Here is a 2,877-nt window from a genome sequence, read left to right on the forward strand (position 1 = left end):
ATCTTAAGGCCTGTTTATTTCCCATCAACAATGAGAAATAAACAGGCCTTAGTGCGTGAATCTGTCAACATACTTGTGTCCTCAAGACACATGGCAAATTCGTGTCATTCTGACGAGTGGCATTGGCAAGACCTGAGGCAAATAACAGCTCCATAGGCGGGTAGCTGCTATTTGCCTTTGGTTTTTTATCCCGCCTGAGTAACTAAATCATGGAAGCTTTTCTAGTTTCAACCTCTACCGTCGCATTGGCGGAGATCGGCGATAAAACCCAACTTCTTTCGTTATTTCTTGCAGCCCGTTTCCGTAAACCCATTCCTATTATTGTCGGTATTTTAGTCGCTACCCTGCTTAACCATGGTCTTTCAGCCTGGCTGGGGGTATGGCTCACCGAGTTTATCTCTCCGCAAATGGGCCGATTACTTGTTGGTATCAGTTTTATTGTCGTCGCCTTATGGATATTAATTCCCGATAAAGAGGAAGATGTAGCTTCAAATCTCAATCGTTACGGAGCTTTTATTGCGACTGTGGTGTTATTTTTTCTGGCTGAAATCGGTGACAAAACTCAAATCGCAACGGTCATTCTGGCAGCACAATATCAGCAATTCATGCTGGTAACCCTCGGTACCACTATTGGCATGATGTTGGCCAACGTCCCAATCGTTATTTTCGGACATCGCTTGATGCAGAAACTACCGTTGAATGCTGCACGTTATGCAGCGTCAATTGTATTTATGACGCTGGGGATAATGACATTGTTGCTTTGACAGTTGCAGTGATTACTTCATAAAGTAGAGACTTTTAACAGCATCTATGGAGCATCCATGAGCCAGACTATCAGCTCTCCGGTCACTGAGTTATTAGCAAACAACGCCATTCCTTTTGATGTGATTGAAATTCCGCTCAGTGAGGATAAAAAACCTATCCGCAATCTGGAAGAATTACTTAGCGGTCAGGGTCGAGATCCCAACTCTGTGGTGCGCAGTCTGTTATTTAAAACTGGTTCGGGTCAGTTTTGCCTGCTGGCAGTAGCCGGTGGTGGACGTGCAGATTGGGCGGCGCTTCGCAAACAGCTTGGCGAGAAAAAACTGCGCATGGCCGAGTTTAATGAAGTCTCAGAAGCAACAGGATATGTCGTTGGCGCCGTGCCTCCCATTGCATTGCCTGAAACAGTTACTGTGTTGGCCGATAACAGCGCATTTCAATTTGAACAGGTGATTATCGGCAGTGGCGTATTAGGCTATGCGCTTGCAGTAAGCGCCAAAGACTTACAAAAAATCATGTCGACCGTACCTGTCAGTGAATTTGTAAAAACCGAGTAAAGTTTCATCAGCTGGCGAGCATATCGCCAGCTTTTTCTTCCACTTAATCCAATAATTGCAGCGTTCGAGCCCTATATATCAGCATTTGTTAATTTAGATTTATCTAATTTAGAAAATACTGATATACTTGCCTTATATTTTTTACAAGGACATTCCATGAGCACGAATCCCCTGTCTTTTCCTGAAATGCACGAGATGCAAACTCATGCCAAAGCAGCGGCGGATTTACTGAAGCAAATGAGTAATGAACACCGTTTAATGATTTTATGCGCTTTGGGAAATCAGGAACTGGCTGTCAGTGAAATCAATCAGCTGGTGCCACTCAGTCAATCGGCATTATCGCAACACCTTGCCAGCCTGCGTCACGCTGAATTAGTCAAAACACGCAAAGATTCACAAACTGTTTACTACCGGCTTAATGGCGATGCCGCGTTACGCATCATCGCCGTGTTGCAATCGCTTTACTGTCCTGAATATCAAACTGCTTCATGTGGAGAAAAATCATGAGTTATTCCATCGAAAAACCAGCGAATGTGTTTATCAAAAATACACCCAAAGATTGCTTTATTGTTGATGTCAGAACAGCGGCCGAGGTTAAAGCGAAATCTTTGCCGGGTGCCATTCATTTGCCATTACAAAACCTCACCGTTGAAGCATTACAACAGGCAATTAACCAACAAACAGTAACACCTGACAAGATATTACTGTTATGTCACTCAGGTCGCCGAGCAGAAACGGCCGCCAAACAATTAGATGGCCAGGTTTCCCAATCACTAGTGGTTATTGAGGGCGGCATCCAAGCGGTTGAAAAGCTCAATGGTGACTGGGTGTTCACGCAAGGTAGTTCAGTATCGATAGAACGTCAGGTACGTATCGCTGCAGGTGGTTTGGTGTTAGGCGGTGTAATTCTGGGATTTGTTGTACATTCAGCCTGGTTTGCGCTGTCGGGGTTTGTCGGCGCAGGACTCATGTTTTCAGGGATCACCGATAGCTGTGCAATGGGCCTGATCCTCGCAAAAATGCCATGGAATAAATAATCTAGATGTTGCTGTTAATTGGCATTGTAATTGGCCTGCTGCTTGGCCTTACCGGAGCCGGTGGCTCGGTGTTTGCAGTTCCCTTATTGATATTGCTGGGTGACGTTTCAATTCATCAAGCGGTGACATTATCATTAGCCGCCGTCGCCACGATTACGTTGTATGGCAGTGTCCGAAATTTGGGCAATCAAACCATTTTATGGAAACCTGCAGCTTGATTAGCCGGGAGCGGAATGTTGGGTGCGCCGTTAGGGCAGATATTCGCCTCAATGTTAAGTGAGGTGCTACTGGTGGCAGGATTTAGCTTATTGGCAGTCATAATCGCTGTTCGCATGTGGTTAACAGCCACAACGATGCCGGAAGCCAGCAAAGTGGTGCGAAGCAGTCATTTATCGCTGGATAATGCAAAGGGTGTTCTGTGTAAATTCAGTCCCGACGGTAAATTTCAGCTGCGTCCAAGATGCATGGGTGGTTTATTGCTGGGTGGATTTTTGGTCGGCATATTATCCGGCTTATTCGGC

5 protein-coding genes and 1 pseudogene are annotated in these 2,877 nt (G+C 45.5%); all 6 read left to right on the forward strand.

All coding sequences use genetic code 11. From position 1 onward, the window contains the following. Positions 1 to 209: 209 nt before the first annotated feature. On the forward strand, positions 210 to 764 hold the full coding sequence (locus B3182_RS12270) for a TMEM165/GDT1 family protein (protein ID WP_292358112.1): 555 nt from the start codon (positions 210 to 212) through the stop codon (positions 762 to 764). A gap of 57 nt (positions 765 to 821) precedes the next feature. Continuing rightward, positions 822 to 1,319 carry an aminoacyl-tRNA deacylase gene (locus B3182_RS12275; RefSeq protein WP_292358110.1) on the forward strand — a complete coding sequence of 166 codons (498 nt, stop codon included), beginning with the start codon at positions 822 to 824 and terminating at the stop codon, positions 1,317 to 1,319. A gap of 156 nt (positions 1,320 to 1,475) precedes the next feature. Beyond that, on the forward strand, positions 1,476 to 1,826 hold the full coding sequence (locus B3182_RS12280) for an ArsR/SmtB family transcription factor (RefSeq protein WP_292358109.1): 351 nt from the start codon (positions 1,476 to 1,478) through the stop codon (positions 1,824 to 1,826). Continuing rightward, positions 1,823 to 2,356, forward strand: coding sequence for a rhodanese-like domain-containing protein (locus B3182_RS12285; protein WP_292358107.1), 534 nt, complete (start codon positions 1,823 to 1,825; stop codon positions 2,354 to 2,356). The genes B3182_RS12280 and B3182_RS12285 overlap by 4 nt, the downstream gene beginning before the upstream one ends. Before the next feature lie 5 nt (positions 2,357 to 2,361). Beyond that, positions 2,362 to 2,574: a TSUP family transporter gene (locus tag B3182_RS12290; protein WP_292752944.1), complete on the forward strand. Its 213-nt coding sequence runs from the start codon at positions 2,362 to 2,364 to the stop codon at positions 2,572 to 2,574. A gap of 90 nt (positions 2,575 to 2,664) precedes the next feature. Further along, positions 2,665 to 2,877: pseudogene (locus tag B3182_RS12295) on the forward strand (sulfite exporter TauE/SafE family protein); the annotation flags it as partial.

This window comes from Methylophaga sp. UBA4204, assembly GCF_002379485.1.
GTDB lineage: Bacteria > Pseudomonadota > Gammaproteobacteria > Nitrosococcales > Methylophagaceae > Methylophaga.

Excerpts from the sequence above, each read along its gene's own strand:
- B3182_RS12270 (WP_292358112.1), top strand. The coding sequence starts at position 210 with ATGGAAGCTTTTCTAGTTTCAACCTCTACCGTCGCATTGGCGGAGATC.
- B3182_RS12275 (WP_292358110.1), top strand. The coding sequence starts at position 822 with ATGAGCCAGACTATCAGCTCTCCGGTCACTGAGTTATTAGCAAACAAC.
- B3182_RS12280 (WP_292358109.1), top strand. The coding sequence starts at position 1,476 with ATGAGCACGAATCCCCTGTCTTTTCCTGAAATGCACGAGATGCAAACT.
- B3182_RS12285 (WP_292358107.1), top strand. The coding sequence starts at position 1,823 with ATGAGTTATTCCATCGAAAAACCAGCGAATGTGTTTATCAAAAATACA.
- B3182_RS12290 (WP_292752944.1), top strand. The coding sequence starts at position 2,362 with ATGTTGCTGTTAATTGGCATTGTAATTGGCCTGCTGCTTGGCCTTACC.